Here is a 20,488-nt window from a genome sequence, read left to right on the forward strand (position 1 = left end):
ATTCTAACTTTTTTTAAGTTTATAGATATATTAAGGTTAGAAGTCAGATTGTCCTGTAGTTCTTGGGAATGGTATTACATCTCTAATATTACCCATTCCGGTTACGTACATGATTAATCTTTCAAAACCTAGACCGAAACCAGCATGCTTAGTTTCTCCGTACTTTCTAAGTTCTAGGTACCACCAGTAATCTTCTTCATTAAGGTCTAATTCAGCCATTCTTGATTTTAAGACATCAAGTCTTTCTTCTCTTTGGCTACCACCAATTATTTCTCCAATTCCAGGAACTAAGCAGTCCATAGCTGCAACAGTCTTGTTATCATCGTTCATTCTCATATAGAATGCCTTGATATCCTTTGGATAGTCAGTAACAAATACTGGCTTCTTGAAATGTTCTTCTGTTAAATATCTTTCATGTTCTGTTTGAAGATCGATACCCCATTCAACTGGATATTCAAATGTCTTTCCACAGTTCTTTAAGATTTCTACAGCTTCTGTGTAAGTAACCTTACCAAAGTCTGAGTTAATAACATGGTGTAATCTATCTAATAATCCCTTATCTACGAATTGATTAAAGAATGCCATTTCTTCAGGACATTCATCAATAACATATTGCATTACATACTTAAGCATTTTTTCAGCTAATTCCATATCATCAGCTAAGTCAGCAAATGAAATTTCAGGTTCTACCATCCAGAATTCAGCAGCATGTCTCGCAGTGTTTGAATTTTCAGCTCTAAATGTAGGTCCGAAAGTATAAACATTTCTAAATGCTAAAGCAAAAGTTTCAGCATTTAATTGGCCTGAAACTGTAAGGTTAGTTTCTTTACCAAAGAAATCTTCATTGTAGTCAATTGCGCCTTCTTCTGTTTGAGGAGTGTTGTGTAGGTCAAGAGTAGTAACTCTAAACATTTCTCCAGCACCTTCACAGTCACTTCCAGTTAATATTGGAGTATGAGTGTATACAAAATTTTGTTCTTGGAAGAACTTATGAATTGCATAAGCTGCAACTGAACGTACTCTAAATACTGCTGAGAAAGCATTACTTCTAGGTCTTAAGTGAGCAATTGTTCTTAAATACTCAAATGTGTGTCTCTTCTTTTGTAATGGGTAGTCTGAGTCAGACATACCTTCAATTACTACTTCTTTAGCTTGAATTTCAAAAGGTTGCTTAGCTTCTGGAGTTTCAACAAGTGTACCTATTACTGTGATAGATGAGCTTATTGGAAGTTTTGATATATCCTTAAAGTTTTCTAGCTTGTTATCAAAAACTACTTGAATATTTTTAAAGAAAGAACCATCATTTACTTCAATAAAACCAAAAGCATTTGATGCTCTTAAAGTTCTAATCCATCCTGAGATGGTAACTTCTTTTGATAAATATTCACTAGTGTTTCTGTAGATTGATTTTACTAATACAGATTTGTTCATTGTATATTCCTCCTATAAAAAATTATTTACTGAAATAAAAAAAACCTTACATCCTATATATCAGGACGAAGATTTAAATTCGCGGTACCACCTAAATTGCTATAATAATAGCCACTCAATAGACACATTATAATGTCTTCCAACTGTAACGGTTTGGATCCGTCTAAGCCTACTAGTTAAAACGTTTGGTTAGAAACTCAGAGATGTTCTTCATCATTAAGCGTCGTATAAGGCTCTCACCATCCCTTATTCGCTAAGACTACTTCTTAAGACTACTCTTCTCGTCATAGTTAATTTAGATATTATATTATTTTGATTTTACAATACTTTACTAACAAATGCAACTCATCTTACATAGATTATATATAGATTATGGACTTTGGAGGATTTTATGTCAAAGGAAAAAATATTAAATAAGAAATTTGAAAAGCTTAATGAATTAAAAGCAAAGCTTGTATCCAGAAGTGAAGAAAGTAAGGAAGACATAGTAGAAGAAATAAAAGATACAATGGAGGATTTAGAACTTATCTTAGAGGATTTTGAGTACATTAAGAACCCTAGTATAGCTTTAGACATTGAGGATGCAGGATATAGAGCAATGAAGGAGTATACACTAGAAGAATTAGAAAAGTATGATGGAAAAGAAGGAAGACCAGCTTATGTTGTGGTTGAAGGAAAGGTTTATGATGTTACAAATAATCCATATTGGAAGAATGGAAGTCATTTTGGAGCTAATTCAGGTGAAGAGATGACAAAGACTTTCTATGAATGCCATGCGAAAAGTACTGGAGTATTAAAGAAGTTACCGGTTGTTGGGATACTAGGAGAGTAGGGAATACATTAAAGTTAGGAGCTATATTCTAAATTGGATATAGCTCTTTTAAATTATATCAGGTAATTATTTACATTGGGTGAATATACATTTAAAATATAGATGGAATATAGTGGATAAGGAAGTGAAGTAATGCAATCTAGTTTGTTCTTTTCTGTTGGTGATAAGGTAAGAATATTAAGTGAAGAGTATATTGTATATGAAAAATCAGTTTTTAGGGATGCCTCTAATGATTATAGATGGAGTAAGTATAAATTAGTTATCATTGGTACCGACTCAGAACGTTGGATTATAGTAGATAGCTTTAATAGTTGTTATTTTTCTTCGGCAGGAGATTATAATATAGAAAATTTAGCAGAAGATAATCAGGGCTTTGAAGCTGCCGAAGTTATATTTTGTAGTAGTAAAGATAAGTTTAATACAGGAGAGGTTATAAAATATAAGGTAATTAAAGATTCATTAGGAGATAGGATTATCTATAGTGAAATATCTAATTGGAAGCTTGAAACTATAAAAGCTGAGGTTATAAATAAGGAGTTTATTGAGATAGAGGAAGATAATTCCGAACAAGAATACCTTGAAGAGCAAGAAAGTATGGAGATATTTGAAGAATATGAAAGAGAAGATGCTGAAAAGATAGAGGGAATCGTAAATATTCCTTTAGGTAGTGGGGGAGCAAGTGTTTCTTTTCCAATAAGATTATCTAAAAAAACTTGGGCAATAATTTTAGTGACAATATTTATAGTTGGTGGCATAAGAAATTTTATAGTAAATAATTCATTAAAGTATAATGGAGATATCGGATCATATATATTGACTAGTAAAGATCAGGATTTTGCTAGCCTTTCAGATAAGAAGTCATATAGTAATGATGAGAAAGCATTTATATATACTACATATTTATCTGTTGAAAATGCAGCTAAAATAATAAAAAGAGATGTAGGATTTTATGATGATGAATATTATATGAATGAAGGTGGTACAGCAATAGCTATTATAACTTGGGAGGAATATTGTTTTATTTATAAAGGAATTGATGGACAAACTATTGTTCAGGTGAGTTATAGACTATATTCCTATACTAATGGGGATATGTTATATAATGCAAGTGATGAAATTCAAAGATTTTATGAAGCAAGTTATTATAATTATGGATATGAAGAGGATACAAAAAGATTTAGGGAATATGATTCACCCTATGAATATAAAAGCTATTTAAAGTTGAAAAACACATTCTCACAAGAAAAGGTGGGAATGTGTTTTTTATTATTCTACCCCTGTTTCAAAACTTCGTATTAAGGACGAAGGGAAATTCAACATTTGCATATCCTTAACAATTCGCTTATATTCATAAGGAACTTCTCTTATAGAAGAATTAACATTACCATTCTTATCAATATCTAAAATGCAATAAGTTGCATTAGGATTACCTATTTTAGGCTTACCAACACTTCCATCATTAACAAATAGTTTGCCACCAAACTCTTTAACAGATGGTAAATGAGTATGAGCACAAACGAGAATATCTTCCTTTAATTCACTCATAACTTTAGCAGTATTTTCACCATTTTCTAATAGATACTCATTAATTGCATTAGTACTACCATGAACAAATTTAATTTTCTTACCATTAAAATCTAAAGTCATTGATGTTGGTAGATTTTCTAAATAATACTTATTTGCGGCTCTTAATTCCTTAACTGTCCAAGGTAATGAAAAGGAATTAATTGAAGTCTCTCTTATGTATGTGTAACTTTCATCAACTACTGATGCATCATAATTTCCTTTTAAACAAGGAATGTTTTTTCTGCGAATCATAGCTACCACCTCATTAGGATGGGGACCATAACCTACTAAATCACCTAGACAAATAGTAAAATCAACCTTTTGATCTTCTATATCATCTAGAACTCTCATTAGTGAATAAATATTACCATGTATATCTGATATTATCGCTATTTTCATCTCTATTTCCTCCTATACACTTCATAAAAATAATTATAGCATAAAGACATAGATATTATTTTATCTCTGAGGTAATATAAGAATAAAGTAAGAAGTTTTAGGAGGCAAACATATGAAAACTAATAGAGTAAATAGAGTAATAGAAGAAATGAAAAATCAAAATTTGGAGCAAATCTTAGTGTCAGCACCACCAGCAATTTTTTACTTGACTGGTAAGTGGTTTCATCCTGGAGAAAGAATGATAACATTGTTACTTAAGAGTAATGGAGAACATAAGCTTATAGTAAATAAATTATTTCCTATAACAGAGGATTTAGGTGTGGACTTAGTATGGTATGAGGATACTGATAAACCTGTTGAGATATTAAGTGGATATATAAATAAAGATGAAAAGCTAGGTATAGATAAAACTTGGCCAGCACATTTTTTAATATCCTTAATGGATATAAATGCGGCTAAAGCTTTTGTGAATGCCTCACCAATTATTGATAGATTAAGAATGATAAAAGATGATGAAGAACGTGAGCTAATGAGAATTTCATCACAGAAGAATGATAGGGTAATAGAAAGACTTATTAGTGAATTAGAAGAAGGTAAAACTGAAAAGTATTATGCAGATCGTGTAAAGGAATTATATGAAGAAGAGGGTGTATATGAATTTTCATTCTCACCTATAGTTGCTTTTAGTCCAAACGGAGCTGACCCTCATCATGGTACAGATAACACTAAGTTAAATAAAGGCCAAAGTGTTGTAATTGATATTGGTGGTGTTTATAATTCGTATTGCTCAGATATGACTAGAACTGTATTCTTTGGAGAAGAGCCAAGTGAAGAAGATAGAAGAGTATATGAAATAGTTAAGAATGCGAATTTAAATGCTATTGCTAAGGTTAAGCCAGGAGTAAAATTTTCTGATATAGATAAAGCGGCAAGAGATTATATTGAGGAACAAGGATATGGAGAATACTTTACTCATAGAACAGGTCATAGTATAGGAATAGAAGATCATGACTTCGGTGATGTTAGTTCAGTTAATGATGATGTGATTGAAGAAGGAATGATATTCTCTATTGAGCCAGGAATATATTTACCAGGTAAGATTGGTGTTAGAATAGAGGATCTCGTTATGGTAACAGCTGATGGATGTGAAGTGTTGAACTCTGTTAGCAAAGAGGTAACCGTAATTAAATAAGTAATAAAAGAAATAAATTAGCTGATGATTTAAATCATCAGCTAATTTTTTATAATGAAAATTTTAAATATTGGCCCTGTTAAATTTTTGTGTGATAAATATAAATTTATAATATATAATATGTTGAATGGAAAGTATACTTGACATTTGATTTCAATATGTTATGATTAAGGCATGGAAAGTATACTTTACATTACATTAATAAGGAGTGCATTGTAGTATGAACAATAGGCTGGAGGAAATTAGGAAGCAAAAGCAAGTAACACAAGAAGAATTGGCTATGATATTAGAGGTATCTAGACAGACCATTAGTTCTTTAGAAAAAGGAAGATATAATCCTTCGATTATTCTTGCTTTTAAAATTGCACGATATTTTAATATGTCAATTGAAGAAATATTTATATATGAGGGGGATGATGAAAATGTTAAATAAGAAAAAAACTTTAATTAGTTTTATAATAGCTGGAATTATATTAGCAGTAGTTGGATTATCACTAGCATTTTTCATAAAATCAGGAGAGGTTATGTCAAGAATGTCAAATTTGATTTCTGCCTTAGGATTTGGACTAGTAGGTGCAGGTTTAGGAGGCTTGCATAAAATTAGACGTATTGAAAAAGTTCCAGGTAAATCTAAACAAATAGAAATAGAATATAAAGACGAAAGAAATGAACTTATAAGAGATAAAGCCAATGCTAAAGCGGGTGATATATCTAACTGGCTTGTTCTACTAATTGCTTATATTTGCATTATGATGGGATATCCAACATGGTTAGTATTACTTATTTTAGGTGTATTCTTACTGAAATATATTTTATGGATATTACTTATAAACAAATATAATAAGGAACTTTAATAGAGAGAATATCATACTCTCTAAGTTTTTTTACTCTTCTTATATACTTGTAGTAGGAGTATGTAGTTATTTTATAGAATGTAAAAAGTTTATTACCAAAGGTAGCTTGAAGAGGGGATGTATCAGAGTAAATCATATTTATTTTGATATATCTTTTTTTTAGCATAAAAAGAAAAAGAATATATCTTCTTAAGAGGATAAGAAGAAAGAATATAAAAATATGCTGAAATAATGCAGGGTGAGAGACTTTTAGAAGGAAGCAATAAAAGTTTTTTTAGAATATGAGAACATTTATGTTCAGTTATTCATCTAATGAGTAGTTACGTAGCTAAGTACTTTACAACAAGGGGGAGATGTAGTGCAGTTTTCTATAAAGAAAATTAAATTCAAAAAAGAACTATCTATAGAAGAGTTAGCGGTAAAAGGAGATAAAGAAGCTTTTGTAAAACTAATTAATGAGAATAGACTTTCATTATATAGAGTTGCTAAAGGAATTCTATTTGATGATGATAGAGTAGATGAAGCTATTCAAAGCGCTATAGTAAAAGGATATGAAAGTATTTATAGGTTAAAAGAACCTCAGTATTTTAAAACTTGGATTATAAGAATTCTTATTAATGAATGCAATGGAATAATTAGAAAGGATAAGAAGCTAGTTTATATCCAGGAGAAATTTGATGAGGGCAGATATGAAGATAAATACGAAAATATCGATTTAACTAGAGCAATTAATAGTTTAGAAGAAGAACTAAGAGAAGTTATTGCACTATATTACTTTGAAGATATACCTAAAAAAGAAATAGCACAAATATTAAAGCTTAATGATAGCACTATAAGAACAAGATTATTTAGGGCTAGAAGTAAATTATATGAATTGCTAAATGAAGAGGGAGGTAAGTAGTTATGAATGAAGATAGATTTGATGAGATTATAAAAGAAAGGTTGATTAATGAATATAATAAAGTTCCTGAAGAAATAAATATGAGTATTGATAATACTTTAAGTAATTTGAAGCCTAAAAAGAAAAAAACAAAGTATCTAAAGGTAGTTGTTGGATTAATTATTGCCTTCATAGGAATTGGAGGGATTGGGGCTACAGTCACAGCAGTAGCTACTGGAATACCAGTAAAAGATGTTATTTATGAAAGAGTTGGTTTATCGAGAGGATATCAAGAATATGCATCAGATTTAAATATTAGTAAGGAGAGTAATAGGGTAAAAATTACAATAACAAGTGCTGTATTTGATGGATATAAGTTACGATTAGCATATAAGATTGAAAGTGATAACAGAATAAAAGAAGAATTTAATAATTTTATAAATGCACCATATTTACTTGAAGCAGCAATTAAAGTAAATGAGAAAGAAGCTTTTTTGAGTGGGAGTGGATCGGGAACAATAGTCGATGATTATTCTATGGCAGCTGTAGTAACCTATGATTTTAAAGGAGAAGAGAACTTTTTTGGAAGGTTATTTGGAATAAGGAAATTAGATGTACTAGATACATTCAATTTTGGTATTCAGCTAAAGCAAACTATCAATGGAAATGAGTGTGAATGGATATTTAATATTCCGATATCAAGTTCAAAAATGAAGGATCAGATAAAAGAATATAAAATAGATAAGAATATTGGAGGGGGAAGAATAGATAATATTATAGTTACACCTTTAAGCATCTATATGGATGGCAAGTTTAATATTCTAAATGAAGCAAGTATAGGAGATGAGTCGCCAGATTATATTTTAATAGATGATAAGGGCAGGGAGTATAGTTTAAGTAGTATGGGGTCAGGAACTTTGAGTAGCGGTAGTATATTAGGTAGAGCTATTAAAGGAGGATTTGAAAAAGAATATGATAATAATTATAGTGATGTCAAAAGTATAAAAATAATACCTTATGAGCTAAAAGAGGGATTCAAGGGGAAATTAAAAGATCTAAGGGAAGAAAAGATAGAATTAAGGCTAATGAATGAAGAGTTTATAGCAACTGATTCAGATGAATTAAAAGTAACCAATGTAGTGAGAGGCGATAATGAGACAAGGATATACTATGAAACAAAATATCAATATACTTCAAATTTATATCTAAATGAAAGAGAGTATGAAAAGTATAGGTATAAAGAGAGAGAGGTATTGGAAAATGGGGAAGGAGTTTATGTAGTGGAAGGAATGTTGGAAGACGGAATTTATGAATTATTTTATCAAAGTATTGAAAAGACGTTAAATATTAATGAGGACGATACATTAACGATAAACTTAAAATAAAAAGAAGGTAAGTGATTTTTTATCGCTTACCTTCTTTTTATTAGAATAAGATCCCTGCAATTGTAGCAGTTAAGCAAGTAGCTAATGCACCACCAATAAGGGCTCTGAAACCAAGTTTCGCAATAGTTCCCTTCTTTTCAGGAGCCATAGCACCTATACCACCTATTTGGATAGCTATTGAACTAATGTTAGCAAATCCGCATAAAGCATAAGTCATTATAAGAATTGTTTTTTCTTGTAATGCGCCAGAGCTCATTAATGCTGAAAGATCTGAATAAGCAACGAATTCATTAATCATTACTTTTTGACCAAGTAAGCTACCAGCAGCTGATAAATCAGATGTAGGTACACCCATAACAAAGGCTAAAGGTGAGAATAGCTTACCTAATATCCAATTAAGACTAAGCTCTGGGAAACCAACTAATCCACCAACTAGCCCTATTAGGTAATTAAATAAAGCTATTAAGGCAACGAAAGCTAAGAGCATAGCACCAACATTAAGAGCTAGCATTAAACCATCACTTGCACCATTAGCAGCAGCCTCAACAACATTGGATGCTGTTTTTTCTACTTCAATATTAGTAGTGTCTTTAGTCTCTGGTTCTTCTGTTTCAGGAACTAAAATCTTTGCTAAAACAAGTCCAGCAGGAGCAGCCATTATACTAGCAGCTAGTAAGTGACCAGCATTAACACCCATTGCGATGTATCCAGCCATAACACCACCTGCAACAGTTGCCATACCACCAACCATGATAGCATTAAGCTCTGATCTAGTCATACCTTTTATAAAAGGTCTAACAAGTAATGGAGCTTCTGTTTGACCTAAGAATATATTACCAACAGCACTTAGTGTTTCTGCTCCAGAAGTACCAAGTAATTTACAAATTCCTTTAGCTATAAATTTAACTATAGCTTGCATGATTCCTAAGTAGTATAAAATTCCCATTAATGATGAGAAGAATATGATAGTAGGAAGAACATTTACAGCAAATATCATACCGAAGCTCTCTTGATCCATAAGACTTCCAAATAAGAAGGTTGAACCTTCAACAGTGAAATCAAGGATTCTAGTGATAAAAGAACTAACACCTTCAAATATGCTTCTTCCAAAAGGAACCTTTAGAATTAATACTGCGAAAAGTATTTGTAAACCAAAACCAGTTGCAACAAGTCTCCAGTTGATTTTTTTCTTGTTATCAGATAGTAAATAAGCTATTCCAAGGATAACAATGATTCCTAAAATACCAATAAATCTGTTCAATTTAATTTCTCCTTTGTTAGTTATTAAATTTTATCCTTTGTAAATCTTAAATTAAATTGCTTTTATAAGCTCCTTCATAAGATTTATGAAATTGTTTTTCACTAAATTTGAAGTTTCTATTACCTCTTCATGATTTAGTGGTTGTTCTAATATACCAGCAGCCATATTTGTTAAGCATGATATACCTACAACCTTCATACCAGAATGATTTGCAACGATAACTTCAGGTACAGTTGACATTCCAACAGCATCTCCACCCATGGTTCTAATCATTCTAATTTCAGCAGGAGTTTCATAAGTAGGACCACTCATCATTGCGTAAACACCTTGTTTTAAATCAAGTCTAAGAGATTTTCCTACATTCATTACTAAGTTCCTTAAGTCCTTATTATAGGCAATAGACATATCAGGGAATCTAGTTCCAAAGGTGTCTAGATTTTTACCTATTAAGGGATTAGCACCAGAAAGATTGATATGATCTTCAATAACCATTAAATCTCCAGGTTTGAAAGAAGTATTTACAGCACCAGCTGCATTAGTAACGATTAGGGTCTCTACACCTAAAAGCTTCATTACTCTAATAGGGAAGGTTACTTCATGCATGTTGTATCCTTCGTAGTAATGAAATCTTCCTTGCATAGCAACAACTGTTTTACCTTGTAAAGTACCAATAACTAAACGACCTTCATGTCCTTCTACAGTTGATGTAGGGAAGTTTGGTATTTCTTCATAAGGGAAGAAGTTAGCGTTTTCAATTAAGTCTGCTAATGAGCCTAGACCTGAACCAAGTATTAGACCAATTTCAGGTTTATAGCTACATTTATTCAGTATATATTCTGATGCAGTTTTAATATTTGTTAATAAGTCCATATAAATCACCCCTGTTTATAGTTTGCTATAAAATTGCTTTTTTATAAGCTAAATATCTTTATAACTATATTATAGCTTATAAAAAATAAGCTTAAATTTCAATGAAAAAAATTAACATTAAGTATGTTAATTAGATTAGTATTCCCTTATAAATCCGTTTTATTGCAAAGTAAAAAATAAAGGAGATTCTCATTTAAAACGAGAATCTCACTTATATAACCATTTATTTGAGAAGATTTTCACCTACAATAACTACATCTCCAGCTCCTACAGTTAGGATTAGATCTCCAGTCTTTGCATGTTCTTTTAAGTATGCTGTTGCTTCAGTGTGAGAATGCACATTGGTACAATTAATGCCTTTAGATCTAATAGCATCACCTAACTCATCGGAGGATACTAGTCCTGTATCTAACTCTCTTGCAGCATAGATATCCATTAAAAGTAGTTCATCAGTATCATTGAATGCTTCAGTGAATTCATTAAATAAAGTTTTTGTTCTAGTATAAGTATGAGGTTGGAATACACAATAAATTTTATTGTGAGGGAATTTTTGTGCTGTATTTAAAGTTGCTTTTATTTCAACTGGATGATGTGCATAATCATCTATTACTGTAATGCCATCTATTTCTCCCTTATATTCAAATCTCTTATGAGCACCCTTACACTTAGATAAACCAGAAATTATACTTTCATTAGGTATACTAAATATTAATCCAACAGCAATTGTAGCAAGTGCATTTAATACGTTGTGCTTACCAGGGTTAGCTATAGTTAATGTGAAAAGCTCTGTCCCTTTTTCGAACACAGTAAATGTTGCACATCCTTTATTGTTGTAGGAAATATTTTTAGCAGTTAAATCCTCATCATCAAATCCATAAGTGATAGTGTTACAACTAGCTTTCGATAGGATTTCATTAACCCTTTCATCGCCACCATAACCAACTAAATAACCATCTTCAGGTATTAAATGTGAGAACTTTTCAAAAGTTTCAGCTATATGGTCAATATCTCTGTAGTAATCAAGGTGATCAGCATCGATATTTAGGATTATTCCTACATATGGGAAGAATTTTAAAAATGAAGACTTATATTCACAAGCTTCTGTGATGAAATAGTCGCTTTTACCTATTCTATAGTTTCCACCTATTAGATCTAATTCACCACCAACAAGTATAGTTGGATCTAAATTTCCCTCAAGAGTTATGTGAGATATCATAGAAGTACAAGTTGTCTTACCGTGAGTACCTGCAACTGCCACATTATACTTGTGACCTTTCATAATTAAACCTAAGAATTCTGCCCTATCCATTAGATGAATATTTTCTTCCTTAGCCTTAATAATTTCAGGATTTGTATCAGGTATTGCAGCGGTGTATACTATTAAGTCAACATTAACTATGTTTTTACTATCATGACCTATGTATATTTCTGCACCTTTATTTCTAAGTTTCTTTATGATATCGGATTCTTTTGAATCTGAACCTGAAACTTTATATCCATTGTTTAAAAGTACTGCAGCTAGACCACTCATACTTATTCCACCAATACCTATAAAGTGTATTTTCATATGTTTGTCGTTTAAAAAATCGAATGACAATATATCAACCCCTTTTAGTTTTAACATTAGGATATAATAACTTTTCTTCTTATTATATTATCCTAGATGTATAGTACATTTATAATTATATACAAATTTCTAAAATTGAACACATTTATATAAAATAAATTGAGTTACCAAGAGAAAATAATCAGATTATTTCAAATGGTGGTTAAAATCTATTGCCAATGGATACAATATGGAATAAAATATGAATATTAGCATAAAGATTTTAACGTATAATTCGTGTAACAAATAATAGTGTAGGTGGTATAACATGGAAAAGTTAAGCAGAAACAGTAGGGTTGTAGCGATTACAAAAATATTAATGGAAAGTCCAAATAAAATCATAGGATTAAATAAATTTTCGGATTTATTAAATGCAGCCAAATCTACAATAAGTGAAGATATAGTTATTGTAAGAGAAGTGCTAGAAAAATTAGAAATGGGTAAAGTAGAAACTATATCTGGTGCAGCTGGCGGAATAAAATATATCCCTGGTATAGGATATGATAAAGGTAAGGATTTTGCTTTAGAATTATGCAATTTATTAAAGGATGATGAAAGAGTAATAGCAGGAAACTTTATATATGTTACTGACCTTATGTATAATCCAGATATTATAGGTAAAGCTGGAGTCATTTTATCTTCATGCTTTAAAAATATGGATGTAGACTATGTTATAACAGTACAAACCAAGGGTATTCCTTTAGCTTACGAAGTAGCAAGAAACCTTGGGGTTCAGCTTGTTATAGCAAGAAGAGATACTCAGGTTACAGAAGGTCCAACGGTAACAATTAATTATGTATCAGGAACTAGTGGAAGGCTTCAACAAATGTCATTATCAAAGAAGTCAATGAAGACATCAAGTAGATGTATATTTATTGATGATTTTATGAAGGGCGGAGGAACTGCTCAAGGAATAAAAGATTTGCTTAAAGAGTTTGATAGTGAGTTAGTTGGTATTGGAGTTCTAGTTGATAATAAAGAGGTTGAGAAGAAGTTAGTGGATGAGTATGTATCAATAGTAGAACTTAAATCAGTAGATAAATCTACAATAATAGATATCCAACCTTCTAAAATGTTTAGTTAAAAAACAGTTGCATTTTTGTTGAATTGATAAAGTTTTATAATTTTCTAAAAATTTTCTAAATAAAAAGAGGAAAATGGTAAGATGTGGAGAATTATAATACCATCAAGCAACTGGAGGTGTAGTGAAATGCAAATCACAGACGTTAGAATTAGAAAAATAGCTACTGACGGGAAGATGAAGGCGATAGTTTCCGTTACTTTTGATAATGAGTTCGTTGTACACGATATAAAAGTTATTGAAGGACAAAATGGATTATTTATTGCTATGCCAAGCAGAAAGACACCAGATGGAGAGTTTAAGGATATAGCACATCCTATAAACACAGACACTAGAGAGAAGATTCAATCTTCAATATTAGATGCTTATGAAAAAGCAAAAATTGAAGATGAACCTATCCAAGAATAGACAAAGTGCATGGATAAAATAAAAGGGAGTAAAACTCCCTTTTATTTTTTTAAATTGTATAAAAAAATTACAAAGGTTGAAATAAAAATTGCTATCCAATATAATGTAATAGGTATATATATTGAATTTACGAAAATTGATATATAGTTATAAAATAATGTTCGACATAATGAGGTGGTATTATGTATAAATGTGCGCTGATTTTAGCAGCAGGACAAGGTAAAAGAATAAAGTCTGATCTTCCAAAGGTACTACATAAAGTATGTGGTAAGGAAATGGTAAATCATGTTATAGATAATATGAGAAAAGCAAACATTAATGATGTAAATGTAATAGTTGGAAAGGGAGCAGAACTTGTTAAAGCAAGCACAGAATGCAGAAAGGTATCTTACTCATTGCAACAAGAGCAATTAGGAACTGGTCATGCAGTTAAATGTGCTAAAGAATTTTTAGAAGGTAAAGATGGTTTAGTTGCTATCTTTGCAGGAGATGCACCTTTAACTACTATTGAAACAATAGAAAAACTAATAGAAGAACATGTTAGCAAGAATAATTCTGCTACATTGTTATCAGCTTATGTAGAAGATCCAACAGGATATGGAAGAATTATAAGAGATGGGGATGAAGTACTTAAAATAGTAGAACATAAAGATTGCAACGAAGAAGAATTAAAAGTTAACGAAATGAACGCTGCAATGTATATATTTGATATTAAAGAATTAGTAACATCCTTAGATGAACTTTCGAATGATAATGTGCAAGGAGAATACTATTTAACAGACGTTATTGGTATTTTAAAGGATAAAGGTAGGAGAGTTGGAGCAGTTGTGACTGATTATGATGAAACAATTGGTGTTAATTCTAGAGCACAGCTTGCTGAAGCAGAAGAAATATTAAGAAGTAGGATTAATAGACTACACCTAGACAATGGAGTGACACTTATAGATCCAAAGACAACTTATATTAGTGCTGACGTTGAGATTGGTAAGGATACTATCATATATCCTAATAATATTATTGAAGGAAATACTAAGATAGCTGAAGACTGTGTTATTTTACAAAACTGTAGAATAAAGGACAGTACTATAGAAAAAGCTGTAGAAATTCAATCATCTGTAGTATTAAATAGTGTAATTGGAGAAAATACAACAGTTGGACCATTCGCCTATATAAGACCTGAATCTAATATAGGTAAAGATGTTAAAATTGGTGACTTTGTAGAAATTAAAAAATCTTCAATAGGAGATGGAACTAAGGTATCTCATTTAACCTATATTGGAGATGCTGAAGTGGGAAGTGGCTGTAACTTTGGATGTGGAACAGTTGTAGTAAATTATGATGGTAAAGAAAAGCATAAGACTGTTATAGGTAATCATAGCTTTATAGGATGCAACACAAACTTAGTTTCACCTGTAGAAGTTGGGGATAACACATATATAGCAGCAGGCTCAACAATTACTTCAGAGGTAAAAGAAGGTGACTTAGCCATTGGAAGAGCTAAGCAAAGAAACATTGAAGGTTGGGTAAAGAAAAAGGGTTTAATGAAATAATTATATAAATTATACCAAGAACTAAAGAGTTGAAATTTAAGGAGGTCCTTATACTTATGTTAAGCCATGGAAAAAATATAAAAATATTTACTGGTAATTCACACCCTGAATTAGCAAAGGAAATAGCGGAAATCTTAGGTCTTCCAGTTGGAGATTCAAATGTCGGGACATTTAGTGATGGAGAAATATCTGTTAATATCGGGGAGACAGTTAGAGGTGCAGATGTATTTATAGTACAATCTACATGCTCACCAGTTAATAATAATTTAATGGAATTATTAATAATGATAGATGCATTTAAGAGAGCATCAGCAGGAAGAATAACTGCTGTTATTCCTTACTATGGTTATGCAAGACAAGATAGAAAAGCAAAGTCAAGAGATCCAATAACTGCAAAGTTAGTAGCTGATCTTTTAACTGCTGCAGGAGCTCATAGAGTTTTAACTATGGATTTACATGCTGCACAAATTCAAGGATATTTCAATATCCCAGTTGATCACTTAATGGGAGCACCAATATTATCAAAGCATTTTGTTGATAAGGGCTTAGCAGATCAAGATGATGTTGTAGTTGTATCACCAGACTTAGGAAGTGTTACAAGAGCTAGAAAATTTGCTGATAGATTACATGCACCAATAGCTATTATAGACAAGAGAAGGCCAAAAGCTAATGTATCAGAAATCATGAACATTATAGGTGAAGTTGAAGGTAAGAGATGTATCCTAATTGATGATATGATTGATACAGCTGGAACAATAGCAAATGCAGCAAATGCACTTAAGGACTTAGGAGCTAAGGCTGTTTATGCTTGTTGTACACATGGTGTTCTTTCAGGACCTGCTTTTGAAAGATTAAATAACTCTGCAATAGAAGAGTTAGTAATGTTAAACACTATTACATTACCAGAAACAGTAGACGCTAAGAAGATAACTTCTCTTTCAGTTGCTCCATTATTTGCAGAAGCAATTAAGAGAATATATGATGACGAGCCAATAAGTAAATTATTTGAAGCTTAGAATTACATAATTAAAAAGGATGATTAAGATAAATTATTATTTATTTTGGTCATCCTTTTTATTTTAAATAGGATTATAATTTAAAATAAGATTTAGATATAATTTTAATAGGATATAGTTAAGGTGAATAATTTGTAACATTTATTCAAAACTGTATCCAATCTATTAATTTAATGATAAATTTATATTATGAAGAAGGTAGAGGAGTGGAAGCTATGGAAGGTACATTAGGAAAAATACTTATAGTAGATGACGATGCAAATATATGTGAAGTAATTAATATGTATTTAAAAAGTTCAGGATATGATACAAGAATGGTATATGACGGAAAGATGGCTCAAGAGCAGTTTAGTGAATATAAACCAGACTTAGTTCTTTTAGATATTATGATACCAAGTATAGACGGAATAGATGTTTTGAAGTGGATAAGACGTGAAGGTGGAACCCCAGTAATAATGTTAACTGCAAAGGGAGACACTTTTGATAAGGTATTAGCATTAGAACTTGGGGCAGATGATTATGTAGTAAAGCCTTTCGAGCCTAAGGAATTAATGGCTAGAGTTAAAGCTGTTATGAGAAGATATACAGCAGATAGTAGTAATAAAGAAGTATTAAACTTTAGCGAATTAATAGTAGATGCTAATTCTTATAATGTTACATATAAAGGCAAAGAAGTTAAAATGCCACCTAAAGAATTTGAACTACTTTATTATTTAGCATGTAATAAAAATAAAGTATTTACAAGAGAACAGCTATTATGTGAAGTTTGGGGATATGATTATCCAGGAGATTCAAGAACTGTTGATGTTCATGTTAAGAGATTAAGAGAAAAATTAAGTGGGGGAGATAACTGGCAAATAGAAACAGTTTGGGGCGTAGGCTACAAATTTGAGGTGAAGTAAATGAAAAAAAGTAGCTTGGTATATAAGCTTATAGTAAGATTTGCAGGGGTTTTAACAGTAGTAATATTTTCAATTGCTATTATTCTATCCTTGTGGTTTAAAGACTTTTTTTTTGAACAAAAGAAGTATGAACTAGAAAAACAGAGCTCTATTATATCCACGGCAGCTGTTGCTCATATAACTTTAGAACAACCTTCAAGTTTGAACAACTTAAAAAAGACATTAAACCTTGTTAGTAGCTCAATGAATGTTGATATATTAGTTACTGATAACTTAGGAATAACCTATGCAGTTTCAAATGAAAAGCACGAAGATGTAAAGATAACTAATATAGGCATATCAGATGAAGATATGAAAAGACTGAAAAATGGAGAGACCATAGAGCATGGTGGTATAGTTAGTTTAGATGTGTCTAAATACACTTATTTAAAGCCTGTATTTGATGGAGATTATTTTGGTGGAGTAATAGTTATGATTACTTCAGAAGAGAGCATTAGAAATGCTTTAACGCAAGTATACAAAATAGTCTGGTTAATGGGGATTGGTGCCATAATGATTTCAGTAGGTGTAATGTACTATTTCTCCAAGAAGTTAATAGTAAATTCTTTAAGTGAATTAAATATTGCTGCTAATAAGCTTGCTAAAGGTGAGGTAGAAAAAAGGGTAGAAGTTAGGTCTGACGATGAGATAGGAGAGCTGGCGCGTTCCTTTAATATAATGGCAGAATCCCTTGAAGAGGTAGAGAAGAATAGAAAAGATTTCATATCTAATGTTTCTCATGAATTAAGATCACCAATTACATCTGTAAAAGGATTTATAGCAGGTATATTAGACGGTGTAATTCCGAAAGATAAAGAAAATTATTATTTAAATATAGTTTATGATGAAATTAATAGATTATCCAGGTTGGTTGGAGATTTATTAGATATATCAGCTATGGAAGATGGAAAGTTTAAGCTAAACATGATAGGACTAGATATTAATATGTTGATAAAATTGTGTTTAGTGAATTTAGAGGGGAAGATAGCTGAAAAGGATTTAAATGTTGAAGTAGTATTAGAAAATGAGGATGAATTTGTCTATGCAGATAGAGATAGAATTATTCAGGTAATAACTAATCTTTTAGACAATGCTATAAAATACAATGAAAATGGTGGATTTATTAAAGTTACTACAAAGGTAAGAGGTAATAAGGTATACATTAGTATTTATAACACTGGAAGAAGAATGTCTGAGGAGCAGATAATACGTATATGGGATAGATTTTATAAGGCAGACAAATCCCGTACCAATAAAGAAAGTACAGGATTAGGATTGCCTATAGTAAGACTAATATTAACCCAACATGGGCAAGATATTTGGGTAAAAAATGAAAAAGATGGAGTTAAATTTACTTTTACTTTAGATACAAAATAAATTAGGGAGGTGCCTATGAAAGATCATAATAATATGAAGGATAATCCAGATGTTAAGATATCAATAAAAAATAAAAAAAGATATTTCAAGGCACAAAGTTTTATTAGGTTAGGATTCTTTCTTGTTATTGCTATTATTAGTGGAGCCATATCTGGAAAATATGTAGTTGAAAAAATAGTAAAGCAGGCTGAAATAAATGGACTTATTAGTGGTAGATCAGCTAAAGGGGAAGACTCATTACAAAAGGAATTCTCATCTGGAATTAATAAAGCTGCATTATCATTAGTTACTATATCAGATAATGAAGATAATCTTTCTAGTGATAATAATGCTGAGAGTAATATCACTGGAGTTGTAATTGATAAAAAAGGATATATAATAACCAATTTCTCGAAAATAAAAGATTTTCAAGGAATTTATGTTAAATTACCATCAATAGCTAGTAAACCTATAAAAGGAACCTTTATAAGTGCTGATGAAGCTACTGATATGGCAGTAATAAAAATAGAAGCTAATGGATTAGTTCCAATAACTATTGCAAATGAAGAGAGCTTTAGGGAAGGGGACTTCGTAGTTGCCATAGGAAATGCTGTTTCTGATGATTTTATTGGAGTAGCAATGCCTGGAATGATTACATCTACTAATAATAAGATTACTGATAGCAATAATAGAGGAAGCTATAGGGTTATACAGACAAGCGCTATAATAAATTCTGATAATACAGGTGGTGCACTTTGCAATATAAATGGAGAACTTATAGGATTTAGTAGCACTAAATTAACGGAGAAATTTAATAGAGAGGGGTCATTCTACGCATTAGGAGTACGAGGTGTAAAGAGTATAAGTGCTTATTTAATTAGTTTAACCGATATTTTAGGAATAAATGGTGGAAGTATAATTAATGATAGTAAAACAGGCGCAAAAGGAGTTTATATAGATAATGTAAACTCTGAGGGATATGCAGCTAAGGCAGGTCTAAAGCCTACGGATATAATAATTGGAATTGATGGAGGAGTAATAGAAACTCCAGAAGATATATATTATGCAATTAAAGATAAAAAAAATGGAGATACTATTGAGTGTGATATACTTAGAGATGGAGAAGAAACAAAGATGAATATTACTCTTGATTAGTAAGTTTAATGGAGAGGCTTAGATTTAAGCCTCTTTTTAGTTATATAAAGAGATGTTTAGCCTTTGTTCTAAGCTTTATAATTTAGTATAATAAATTTGTTATATATCGAGGAAGAAGGAGAAAAGAAGATGTTTCTTATAGTTGGATTAGGTAATCCCGGAAAGGATTACGAAAATACAAGACATAATATAGGCTTTGATGGGATAGATGTCATAGCTAATAAGTATAATATAGAGGTAAATAGGATAAAATTTAAAGGAGTTTGTGGTGAAGGATTCATAAAAGGTGAGAAGGTAATTCTTTTAAAGCCTACTACATATATGAATTTAAGTGGAGAAAGTCTACGTGCTGCAATGGATTTTTACAAACTTACTGAAGAAGATATATTAGTTATATATGATGATATAAGTCTTGAAGTTGGAAGACTTAGGATAAGGGAGAAAGGTAGTGCAGGTGGCCATAACGGTATTAAGAGTATAATTAGTCACCTTGGAACAGATAAATTCTCAAGGATTAAGATAGGAGTAGGACAACCTAAAGGAGATTTAGTAAACCATGTGCTTGGGAAGTTTTCTAAGGATGAAAGAGAAGTTCTTGATGAAGCCTTAGATGTTGTTGTGTCCGCATCGGAGATTATTATGGTAGGGGATGCAAAGGAAGCAATGAATAAGTTTAATGGTTTTACTCCAAGTAAAACAATTTAA

20 protein-coding genes and 1 other annotated feature are annotated in these 20,488 nt (G+C 31.1%); of the genes, 15 read left to right on the forward strand and 5 right to left on the reverse strand.

The genetic code is table 11. The features are described from left to right. Window positions 1–36: 36 nt before the first annotated feature. Window positions 37–1,431, reverse strand: coding sequence for an asparagine--tRNA ligase (gene asnS, locus ACSYT2_RS16600; RefSeq protein WP_430857857.1), 1,395 nt, complete (start codon window positions 1,429–1,431; stop codon window positions 37–39). A 58-nt stretch (window positions 1,432–1,489) separates the two neighbouring features. After that, window positions 1,490–1,728: a binding site (T-box leader), on the reverse strand. 94 nt (window positions 1,729–1,822) lie between these two features. Here asnS and ACSYT2_RS16605 point away from each other — a divergent pair. Continuing rightward, window positions 1,823–2,263, forward strand: a complete 441-nt coding sequence (locus ACSYT2_RS16605; protein WP_430857856.1) for a cytochrome b5 domain-containing protein — start codon at window positions 1,823–1,825, stop codon at window positions 2,261–2,263. A gap of 132 nt (window positions 2,264–2,395) precedes the next feature. Further along, on the forward strand, window positions 2,396–3,562 hold the full coding sequence (locus ACSYT2_RS16610; protein ID WP_430857855.1) for a hypothetical protein: 1,167 nt from the start codon (window positions 2,396–2,398) through the stop codon (window positions 3,560–3,562). On the opposite strand, the gene ACSYT2_RS16615 is transcribed toward ACSYT2_RS16610, so the two are convergent. Further along, window positions 3,530–4,228 (reverse strand): metallophosphoesterase family protein, encoded by a 699-nt coding sequence (locus tag ACSYT2_RS16615; RefSeq protein ID WP_438385223.1) that lies wholly within the window; start codon window positions 4,226–4,228, stop codon window positions 3,530–3,532. The two genes, ACSYT2_RS16610 and ACSYT2_RS16615, sit on opposite strands and share 33 nt — an antisense overlap. 112 nt (window positions 4,229–4,340) lie before the next feature. On the opposite strand from ACSYT2_RS16615, the gene ACSYT2_RS16620 reads away from it, so the two are divergent. The 5 genes from ACSYT2_RS16620 to ACSYT2_RS16640 all read left to right on the forward strand — a co-directional run bounded on the left by ACSYT2_RS16620 (window position 4,341) and on the right by ACSYT2_RS16640 (window position 8,539). Further along, entirely contained in the window at window positions 4,341–5,420 is a 1,080-nt protein-coding gene (locus tag ACSYT2_RS16620) for a M24 family metallopeptidase (RefSeq protein WP_430857853.1), read from the forward strand. A gap of 220 nt (window positions 5,421–5,640) precedes the next feature. After that, complete coding sequence (locus ACSYT2_RS16625; protein ID WP_430857852.1) at window positions 5,641–5,853, forward strand: helix-turn-helix transcriptional regulator; 213 nt, start codon at window positions 5,641–5,643, stop codon at window positions 5,851–5,853. Beyond that, the gene (locus ACSYT2_RS16630; protein WP_430857851.1) at window positions 5,843–6,274 is read left to right on the forward strand and encodes a hypothetical protein; all 432 of its coding nucleotides are present in this window, start codon (window positions 5,843–5,845) and stop codon (window positions 6,272–6,274) included. Before ACSYT2_RS16625 ends, ACSYT2_RS16630 begins: the two co-directional genes overlap by 11 nt. A 358-nt stretch (window positions 6,275–6,632) precedes the next feature. Then, window positions 6,633–7,175: a sigma-70 family RNA polymerase sigma factor gene (locus tag ACSYT2_RS16635; RefSeq protein ID WP_438385224.1), complete on the forward strand. Its 543-nt coding sequence runs from the start codon at window positions 6,633–6,635 to the stop codon at window positions 7,173–7,175. A gap of 2 nt (window positions 7,176–7,177) precedes the next feature. Further along, complete coding sequence (locus tag ACSYT2_RS16640) at window positions 7,178–8,539, forward strand: DUF4179 domain-containing protein (RefSeq protein ID WP_438385225.1); 1,362 nt, start codon at window positions 7,178–7,180, stop codon at window positions 8,537–8,539. Window positions 8,540–8,579: 40 nt separating this feature from the next. On the opposite strand, the gene ACSYT2_RS16645 is transcribed toward ACSYT2_RS16640, so the two are convergent. The 3 genes from ACSYT2_RS16645 to murC all read right to left on the reverse strand — a co-directional run bounded on the left by ACSYT2_RS16645 (window position 8,580) and on the right by murC (window position 12,267). Then, window positions 8,580–9,800, reverse strand: a complete 1,221-nt coding sequence (locus ACSYT2_RS16645) for a NupC/NupG family nucleoside CNT transporter (protein ID WP_430857848.1) — start codon at window positions 9,798–9,800, stop codon at window positions 8,580–8,582. 51 nt (window positions 9,801–9,851) lie between these two features. Beyond that, window positions 9,852–10,670, reverse strand: coding sequence for a purine-nucleoside phosphorylase (locus ACSYT2_RS16650; protein ID WP_430857847.1), 819 nt, complete (start codon window positions 10,668–10,670; stop codon window positions 9,852–9,854). A gap of 223 nt (window positions 10,671–10,893) precedes the next feature. Continuing rightward, entirely contained in the window at window positions 10,894–12,267 is a 1,374-nt protein-coding gene (gene murC / locus ACSYT2_RS16655) for a UDP-N-acetylmuramate--L-alanine ligase (protein ID WP_438385226.1), read from the reverse strand. Between the two features lie 277 nt (window positions 12,268–12,544). Between murC and purR the strand changes: the two genes are divergently transcribed. The 8 genes from purR (at window position 12,545) to pth (ending at window position 20,488) form a co-directional block, all read left to right on the forward strand. Continuing rightward, the gene (gene purR, locus ACSYT2_RS16660) at window positions 12,545–13,360 is read left to right on the forward strand and encodes a pur operon repressor (RefSeq protein WP_430857845.1); all 816 of its coding nucleotides are present in this window, start codon (window positions 12,545–12,547) and stop codon (window positions 13,358–13,360) included. 126 nt (window positions 13,361–13,486) lie between these two features. Next, window positions 13,487–13,765 (forward strand): septation regulator SpoVG, encoded by a 279-nt coding sequence (gene spoVG, locus ACSYT2_RS16665; RefSeq protein ID WP_430857844.1) that lies wholly within the window; start codon window positions 13,487–13,489, stop codon window positions 13,763–13,765. A 182-nt stretch (window positions 13,766–13,947) separates the two neighbouring features. Beyond that, window positions 13,948–15,315 (forward strand): bifunctional UDP-N-acetylglucosamine diphosphorylase/glucosamine-1-phosphate N-acetyltransferase GlmU, encoded by a 1,368-nt coding sequence (glmU, locus tag ACSYT2_RS16670; protein WP_430857843.1) that lies wholly within the window; start codon window positions 13,948–13,950, stop codon window positions 15,313–15,315. A 56-nt stretch (window positions 15,316–15,371) separates the two neighbouring features. Beyond that, window positions 15,372–16,331 carry a ribose-phosphate diphosphokinase gene (locus ACSYT2_RS16675; RefSeq protein ID WP_430857842.1) on the forward strand — a complete coding sequence of 320 codons (960 nt, stop codon included), beginning with the start codon at window positions 15,372–15,374 and terminating at the stop codon, window positions 16,329–16,331. A 215-nt stretch (window positions 16,332–16,546) separates the two neighbouring features. Beyond that, a complete protein-coding gene (locus ACSYT2_RS16680) occupies window positions 16,547–17,233 on the forward strand; it encodes a response regulator (protein WP_430857977.1) in 687 nt (228 codons plus the stop codon). Beyond that, a complete protein-coding gene (locus ACSYT2_RS16685; RefSeq protein WP_438385227.1) occupies window positions 17,234–18,649 on the forward strand; it encodes a sensor histidine kinase in 1,416 nt (471 codons plus the stop codon). It begins immediately after the preceding gene. 15 nt (window positions 18,650–18,664) lie between these two features. Then, window positions 18,665–19,783: a S1C family serine protease gene (locus ACSYT2_RS16690; protein ID WP_438385228.1), complete on the forward strand. Its 1,119-nt coding sequence runs from the start codon at window positions 18,665–18,667 to the stop codon at window positions 19,781–19,783. Window positions 19,784–19,912: 129 nt separating this feature from the next. Then, entirely contained in the window at window positions 19,913–20,488 is a 576-nt protein-coding gene (pth, locus tag ACSYT2_RS16695; protein WP_430857839.1) for an aminoacyl-tRNA hydrolase, read from the forward strand.

Origin of the sequence: Clostridium zhoujianii (assembly GCF_051590805.1) — a bacterium.
GTDB lineage: Bacteria > Bacillota > Clostridia > Clostridiales > Clostridiaceae > Clostridium.

What these genes read in the sequence shown, in the direction of transcription:
- asnS (WP_430857857.1), bottom strand. Translation starts at nt 1,431, where the DNA reads ATGAACAAATCTGTATTAGTAAAATCAATCTACAGAAACACTAGTGAA.
- ACSYT2_RS16605 (WP_430857856.1), top strand. Translation starts at nt 1,823, where the DNA reads ATGTCAAAGGAAAAAATATTAAATAAGAAATTTGAAAAGCTTAATGAA.
- ACSYT2_RS16610 (WP_430857855.1), top strand. Translation starts at nt 2,396, where the DNA reads ATGCAATCTAGTTTGTTCTTTTCTGTTGGTGATAAGGTAAGAATATTA.
- ACSYT2_RS16615 (WP_438385223.1), bottom strand. Translation starts at nt 4,228, where the DNA reads ATGAAAATAGCGATAATATCAGATATACATGGTAATATTTATTCACTA.
- ACSYT2_RS16620 (WP_430857853.1), top strand. Translation starts at nt 4,341, where the DNA reads ATGAAAACTAATAGAGTAAATAGAGTAATAGAAGAAATGAAAAATCAA.
- ACSYT2_RS16625 (WP_430857852.1), top strand. Translation starts at nt 5,641, where the DNA reads ATGAACAATAGGCTGGAGGAAATTAGGAAGCAAAAGCAAGTAACACAA.
- ACSYT2_RS16630 (WP_430857851.1), top strand. Translation starts at nt 5,843, where the DNA reads ATGTTAAATAAGAAAAAAACTTTAATTAGTTTTATAATAGCTGGAATT.
- ACSYT2_RS16640 (WP_438385225.1), top strand. Translation starts at nt 7,178, where the DNA reads ATGAATGAAGATAGATTTGATGAGATTATAAAAGAAAGGTTGATTAAT.
- ACSYT2_RS16650 (WP_430857847.1), bottom strand. Translation starts at nt 10,670, where the DNA reads ATGGACTTATTAACAAATATTAAAACTGCATCAGAATATATACTGAAT.
- purR (WP_430857845.1), top strand. Translation starts at nt 12,545, where the DNA reads ATGGAAAAGTTAAGCAGAAACAGTAGGGTTGTAGCGATTACAAAAATA.
- spoVG (WP_430857844.1), top strand. Translation starts at nt 13,487, where the DNA reads ATGCAAATCACAGACGTTAGAATTAGAAAAATAGCTACTGACGGGAAG.
- glmU (WP_430857843.1), top strand. Translation starts at nt 13,948, where the DNA reads ATGTATAAATGTGCGCTGATTTTAGCAGCAGGACAAGGTAAAAGAATA.
- ACSYT2_RS16675 (WP_430857842.1), top strand. Translation starts at nt 15,372, where the DNA reads ATGTTAAGCCATGGAAAAAATATAAAAATATTTACTGGTAATTCACAC.
- ACSYT2_RS16680 (WP_430857977.1), top strand. Translation starts at nt 16,547, where the DNA reads ATGGAAGGTACATTAGGAAAAATACTTATAGTAGATGACGATGCAAAT.
- ACSYT2_RS16685 (WP_438385227.1), top strand. Translation starts at nt 17,234, where the DNA reads ATGAAAAAAAGTAGCTTGGTATATAAGCTTATAGTAAGATTTGCAGGG.
- ACSYT2_RS16690 (WP_438385228.1), top strand. Translation starts at nt 18,665, where the DNA reads ATGAAAGATCATAATAATATGAAGGATAATCCAGATGTTAAGATATCA.
- pth (WP_430857839.1), top strand. Translation starts at nt 19,913, where the DNA reads ATGTTTCTTATAGTTGGATTAGGTAATCCCGGAAAGGATTACGAAAAT.